4 protein-coding genes are annotated in these 6697 nt (G+C 64.5%); 2 read left to right on the plus strand and 2 right to left on the minus strand.

Features of this window, described 5'->3' with window-relative positions; genetic code table 11:
• Positions 1-57: 57 nt before the first annotated feature.
• Positions 58-690 (minus strand): response regulator transcription factor, encoded by a 633-nt coding sequence (locus ACE3P0_RS20070; protein ID WP_374404570.1) that lies wholly within the window; start codon positions 688-690, stop codon positions 58-60.
• Positions 665-3382 (minus strand): PAS domain S-box protein, encoded by a 2718-nt coding sequence (locus tag ACE3P0_RS20075; protein ID WP_374404572.1) that lies wholly within the window; start codon positions 3380-3382, stop codon positions 665-667. The genes ACE3P0_RS20070 and ACE3P0_RS20075 overlap by 26 nt, the downstream gene beginning before the upstream one ends.
• A gap of 109 nt (positions 3383-3491) precedes the next feature.
• On the opposite strand from ACE3P0_RS20075, the gene ACE3P0_RS20080 reads away from it, so the two are divergent.
• Complete coding sequence (locus tag ACE3P0_RS20080) at positions 3492-4676, plus strand: ABC transporter substrate-binding protein (RefSeq protein WP_374404573.1); 1185 nt, start codon at positions 3492-3494, stop codon at positions 4674-4676.
• A gap of 372 nt (positions 4677-5048) precedes the next feature.
• Positions 5049-6697: pyruvate dehydrogenase (acetyl-transferring), homodimeric type (gene aceE, locus ACE3P0_RS20085; RefSeq protein WP_374404574.1), on the plus strand; the 1649-nt coding region annotated here is incomplete at its 3' end.

Genomic DNA, 6697 nt, shown 5'->3' on the forward strand with positions numbered 1-6697 from the left:
GTGAAAGCCCCTTGTCCGCGCCGGACAGCCGTTTGTCCGGCGGGATACGGTTCGCCGTCAGCGCCGCGGTGCGTCGGCGCTCATCACCATCTGCACCAGCTCGGCCAGCGATGACACGCCCATCTTCTCCATCACGCGGGCACGATGCACCTCGACCGTCTTGATGCTGATGCCCAGGTCGTCGGCGATCTGCTTGTTGAGGCGGCCGGCAACGATCAGGTCCAGCACTTCGCGCTCGCGCGTCGTGAGCTGATCGAGGCGGCGCGCTGTTTCGGCGTCCTGGCGGCGCTGTGTGCGCTCGCTGCGCTCGGCTTCGAGACATTGCCCAATCAGCCGCAACATGTCCCGGTCGTTGAAGGGCTTCTCGATGAAGTCGACCGCACCCTTCTTCAGGGCGGATACCGCCATCGGCACATCGCCGTGGCCGGTGATGAAGATCACCGGCAGCGTGGAGTGCTGCGCCACCAGTTTTTCGTACAGTTCCAGTCCGCTCATGCCGGGCATGCGTACATCCAGCAGCAGGCAGCCGGTGAGCGCCGGGCTCCAGGCGGCGAGGAAGTCTTCGGCCGAGGCGTAGGTGGCGACTGTGTAGCCTTCGGATTCGAGCAGCCAGATCAGGGAGTCGCGCAGCGCCTCATCGTCGTCAACGATATGGACGGTCTGTTCAGGCAGGTTCGACGAGTTGTTCAAGGGCTTTCTCCGTCGGGAGGGTGAATCGGAAGATCGAGCCGCCTTCGGGGTTGCTGTCCACCCAAAGACGTCCGTTGTGGAATTCGATGATCGAGCGGCAGATGTTCAGGCCCATGCCCATGCCGTCGCTCTTGGTGGTGTAGAAGGCGTTGAAGAGCTTCTCGCGGTCTTCCGCGCTGATGCCGTGGCCGTGATCCAGCACCGACACCTCGATCGTGTGTTCGGTCACGCGCGCCGTTACCGTCAGCACGCGGCGGTCCTCTTCGCTGTCCTTCATCGATTCGATGCCGTTCTTGACGAGGTTCAGCACCACCTGCTCGATCATGATGCGGTCCGCGAAGATCGGCGGCAGGTCTGGCGTGATGCGGTTGTCGATGCGCGCACCGTGCTTGCGCGCGTCGATTTCGGCAAAACCCAGCGCGTCTTCGACGATGTCCGAGAGGCGCACTGCGCCCCGTTGCGGCTCGCTCTTGCGCACGAAGTCGCGGATGCGCCGAATGATCTTGCCGGCGCGGTCGGCCTGGTGCGCGGCCTTCTGCATCGCCACCAGCAGTTCTTCCGGTTTGTAGCGCCCGCTCTGCAGCCGGTTCACGCAACCCGAGCTGTAGTTCGCAATCGCCGAGAGCGGCTGGTTCAGTTCGTGCGCCAAGGTCGACGCCATCTCGCCCATCGTGATCAGGCGTGAGGTGCGCTGCAGGCGTTCCTCCTGCTGGCGGTTGAGCTCTTCAACCGTCTTGCGGTCGGTGATGTCGGTGGCGACCGCCATGCGCACCACGCGGCCATCGACCCAGCGCGTCGCGCGTTCGCGTACATGGAACCAGCGCGCGGAGATCGGGTGCTGCAATTCGCCATCGAAGAGTTCGCGTGGCAGCTGCGTGGCAGTCAGCCGGCGCGGGTCGACTGGGTAGTCGCCCAGCTCCGGTTGCGGTAGTGCCAAGCTGTGCGTGGTGCGGCCGATCGCGTCGAGGCCGAAGTCGGCGAGGAAGGCGCGGTTGGCGTAGAGGATTGCGTCGCTCTGAACATCGGCCACGAACACCGCGGTATCGAGGCCGTCCAGCACCGCGACGAAGCGCTCATGCGCTGCGCCCAGCTCAGCCTGAATGCGTTTGGATTCGGTGATGTCGCTCATCGCGGCCATCCAGCCGGTCTGTTCGCCGGCCGCGTCCACCAGCGGCGACACCATCAGGCGCGAGTAACCGTAGCTGCCGTCCTTGCGCCGGATGCGCAGTTCGAAGCCGTCGGCCGGCGCGTCGCCAGACAGGGACTGCATCAGATGCTGACGCTGCTGGTCGATTTCGTCTTCCGGCCAGTACGGGAAGGGTTCCTCGATGCCGACCAGCTCTTCTTCCGAATAGCCGGTCAGCTGGCAGAAGGCGCGGTTGACATAAATAATGCGGCCCTTCATGTCGGTCGCGCGCAGGCCGGTCAACACCGATTCTTCCATCGCCTTGCGGAAGGCGGATTCGGCGCGCCAGGCGTCCTCGGCGGCCTTGCGGTCGGTGACGTTGTGCGCCACCGCGTAGATCACACGTTCGCCCGCCACCGGGTTGGCGCTCCATACCAGCCACTTGTAACGGTCATCGGCGCACTTCATGCGCGCCTCGAAAGTGGCGGGGCGGCCCTCGGCCAGTAGCCGCATCTGTTCGCGTGCGCTGTCGAGGTCTTCCGGGTGCACCAGTTCCAGCAGTTGCCGGCCGACCATATCGTCGGCGGCGTAGCCGAGGATGCGCTCGAAAGCCGGGTTGAGGCGGCGGTAATGGCCGTCCAGCGTCATCGTGCACAGCACGTCGAGCGACAGGTTGAAGATGCGGTCGCGCTCCTTCTCTACCTTGATCCGGCGCAGCATGTGGCCGCGCTGTGCCCAGAGGCTCCAGAACACCAGCACCGAGAGCCCGATGATCAGCGATACCGGCAGCGCGCTCGGTAGCTCCGCCTCGCCGCGGAAGGCGGTTGCGCGCAGCGCGAGGCCGTTGCCAGGCGGGTCGAAGACGATCAGCGACGACAGCGAGGAGTCGGTCGCGTTGGTCGAGGTGGCGTTGCTCGCGAGTGGTTCGCCGTTGCCGTCAGTGAGCACGAGGCGGTACTTGTCGGAGAACCATGAGGGCACCAGGTGGTGCAGCAGGCCATCGACCGAATACACCGCGGCCACCATGCCCCACGGCGAGCGCCCGCGTTGCACCGGGATGAACACTTCGACCAGTGCGCTGCCGCTGGCGCCGCGATAGGGCTGGCCATAGGCGGCACGGCCGATCTCGCGCGCATGGCGGGCGACCTGGCCTTGCTCCGGCGTCATCGCATCGCCCGGCAGCCAGTCCGTGGTGTCGAAGGGGGCTGTCCAGCGCACCTTGCCGCTGGTGTCGATCCACACGACGTTCAGCAGCTCCGGGTTGTTCGCCAGATACTGGTTGGTGCGCAGCTGGAAGGAGTCGGCGTCCACCGTCCCGGCGGCAATGTCGCGCGTCAGCTCGTTGAGGAAGTCTTCGTTGGCGACAAAGTGGGTGCGCATCGTGCGCTCGGCCCACTGCACATCGCGTCCCAAGGCGTTGCGCTCGACGAGTTCTTCCTGCGTCTGCAGCATCCAGACGACAGTAAGCATGGCGAGTGCGAACACCACCACGGCCACGTAGGGGGCGGTGGTAAAGAGTTCGAGGCGACTTGCGCCTTCCTTGCCGGAACGGGGCAGAATGTTCATCTTGGAATCTGGGCGCCGGGGGGCATTGTCCGGGTTCGCCTGCGGCCGGCGATTGGGGTTTCCCCCTCACGGCGCCGCAGAGACAGAAGAATAGCGGAGGAGAGCGCTCTTGATCGCATCCGTGCTGCGTGTTTTCGCCTTGTATCTGCTGTTGTCGCCGTGCTGGGCGGCGGATTCGATCCGGATCGGCGTGTCCGGCCCTTTTACGGGCGGCTCCAGCCCGATGGGGCTCTCGATGCGCGACGGCATCCGCATTGCGGCTGCCGAGATCAACGCCGCGGGCGGTGTGCTGGGGCGGCCGATTGAGCTGGTTGAGCGCGACGACGAGGCGCGCAACGAACGCGGCGTGGCGGTCGCACAGCAATTGATTGGCCAGGACAAGGTCGTCGCGACGGTCGGCATTGTGAATACCGGCGTCGCGCTGGCGAGCCAGCGCTACTACCAGTCCGCACGTGTGCCGGTGATCACTGCCGTGGCGACCGGCTCGCTGATCACCCGCCAGTTTCTGCCACCGGCCTACGCCGACAATTACGTCTTCCGCCTCTCCTGCGCTGACGCGCTGCAGGCCGCGATGATGGTGGACGAGGCGGTCGAGCGGCGGCGCTTCACGCGCATCGCGATCCTGCATGACGCAACCAACTACGGGCAGCTCGGCCGCAATGATCTGGAGCGCGCACTAGAGAAGCGCGGCCTGCGCGCCGTGGCGGTCGAACGCTACAACCCGGGTGATGTGGACCTCTCCGCGGCCGTATTGCGTGCCAAGCGCGCCGGCGCCGAGGTGCTGCTGACCTACGGCATCGGCCCAGAACTCGCCCGCATCGCGAATGCGGCGGCGAAGTTAGGTTGGAAAGTGCCGATGGTTGGCAGCTGGACGCTGTCGATGTCCACCTTCATCGACAGCGCCGGGCCGAATGCCGAGGGCGCACGGATGCCGCAGACCTACCTAGTTGACGATCCGCATCCGCGGGCGCAGGCCTTCCGCGAGGCCTGGCAGAAAGCAGTGGGTTCGGACCGCATGCTGTCGCCGTCTGCCGCGGCGCAGGGCTACGACGCGCTGCGCCTGCTCGTGGCGGCGATTCGCCAGGCGGGCAGCACCGAAGGGCCGAAGATCCGCGAAGCACTGGAGGATCTGCGCGACCCGGTCGAAGGCGCGCTGATGAGCTATCAGCAACCGTTCTCCGTCAGCGATCACGAGGCGATCAAGAGTAGCCGCATGGCCTATCTTGCCGAAGTGCGGCGCGGGCAGATCGTGTTTGCCTACGAAGACGATCGCAAACGGGCTGCGGCCCGCTGATTATTTTCCTTGAAGACGGATGTCCCTTCGTTGGCCGCTTTGGCTCGACCGCTCTGGCGTGGGAGGCTGGTGTCGCTCACCCCGTTCGACTGCGTTTTTTGACAAATGTTGCGCTGCATCAACTACTTGCAAACGCTCGTTTGATGTTGGGGGCTTGCCTGTTTGAGCAATTTTCTATTGCACGATGCGGTAAGCTGTTTTATCTTCTGAAAAGTAACGCCGATTTCCCGCTGGCCGCTGCTTCAGCCACGGATTAAGCTAGAACTGCGCGCGCCTACGATGGACCGCCGCAGGACTGGATACGCAACCGCCGCCCACCGAGGCGGCGGGTTTTTTGATTGCCCGAATCAAACGAGGAAGGAGATCGCACCGATGGCCTCTTTGCCCAACGTGCTGCTGCAGTCCGACATCGACGCGCAGGAGACGAAGGAGTGGCTTGAAGCGCTCGCCGGCGTGCTGGCCCAGGAAGGACCTGAGCGCGCCCATTACCTGATCGAGCGCCTGATCGAAGCGGCGCGCGAAGATGGCGCCGACATTCCGTACAGCGCCAACACCGCATACATCAACACCATCCCGGCTGAACAACAGCCGAAGTACCCGGGTGACACCACGATCGAAAGCCGCATTCAGGCTTTCCTGCGCTGGAACGCCATGGCGATGGTGGTGCGCGCGAACAAGGACACCAACGTCGGCGGCCACATCGCCTCCTACGCGTCTGCCGCGACGCTTTATGACGTGGGCTTCAACTGGTTCTGGAAGTCGCCTTCCAATCCGGACGGTGGCGACCTGATCTTCTTCCAGGGGCACTCGATCCCCGGCGTGTATGCCCGTGCGCACATGCTCGGCCGCCTGACCGACGAGCAGCTCGACAACTTCCGCCAGGAAACCTCGGGCAAGGGCGTGTCGTCCTACCCGCACCCCTGGCTGATGCCGGATTTCTGGCAGTTCCCGACCGTGTCGATGGGCCTCGGCCCGCTGCAGGCCATCTACCAGGCCCGCTTCATGAAGTACCTCGACAATCGCGGCCTCGCCAAGACCGAAGGCCGCAAGGTCTGGGCCTTCCTCGGCGACGGCGAGATGGACGAGGTCGATTCGATGGGCGCGATCGGCGTGGCCGGCCGCGAACAGCTCGACAACTTGGTCTTCGTCGTGAACTGCAACCTGCAGCGTCTCGACGGCCCGGTGCGCGGCAACGCCAAGATCATCCAGGAACTGGAAGCCGAATTCCGCGGCGCCGGCTGGAACGTCATCAAGGTCATCTGGGGCACGCACTGGGACACGCTGCTGCAGCGTGACAAGGCGGGCATCCTGAAGAAGCGCATGATGGAAGCGGTGGACGGCGAGTACCAGACCTTCAAGTCGAAGGACGGTGCCTACGTTCGCGAGCACTTCTTTAACACGCCGGAACTCAAGGCCCTGGTCGCCGACTGGACCGACGACGACATCTGGCGCCTGAACCGCGGCGGCCACGATATCTTCAAGGTGTTCGCAGCCTACAAGGCCGCCACCGAGCACAAGGGCCAGCCGACGCTGATCCTCGCCAAGACCATCAAGGGCTTCGGCATGGGCTCTTCGGGTGAAGCGCAGAACATCACCCACCAGCAAAAGAAGATGAATCACGAATCGCTGCTGCGCTTCCGTGACCGCTTCGAGATCCCGGTGCCGGACGACAAGGTCGACGAGATGCCGCTGGTGAAGTTCGAGGAAGGCTCGCCCGAGCTGACCTACATGCGCCAGCGCCGCATGGACCTCGGCGGTTATCTGCCGAGCCGTCGCGTCAAGGGCGATACGCTGCAAGTGCCGGCGCTGAGTGCGTTCGATGCGCAGCTGAAAGCGTCCGGCGAAGGCCGCGAGTTCTCGACCACGATGGCCTTTGTCCGCATCCTCAACACGATGCTCAAGGACAAGAACATCGGCCGCCACGTCGTGCCGATCGTGCCGGATGAGTCCCGCACCTTCGGTATGGAAGGCATGTTCCGTCAGTTCGGCATCTGGAACCAGTTCGGCCAGAAGTACGTGCC

It is taken from the genome of Niveibacterium sp., from assembly GCF_041909475.1.
GTDB lineage: Bacteria > Pseudomonadota > Gammaproteobacteria > Burkholderiales > Rhodocyclaceae > Niveibacterium.

What these genes read in the sequence shown, in the direction of transcription:
- ACE3P0_RS20075 (WP_374404572.1), bottom strand. Translation starts at nt 3,382, where the DNA reads ATGAACATTCTGCCCCGTTCCGGCAAGGAAGGCGCAAGTCGCCTCGAA.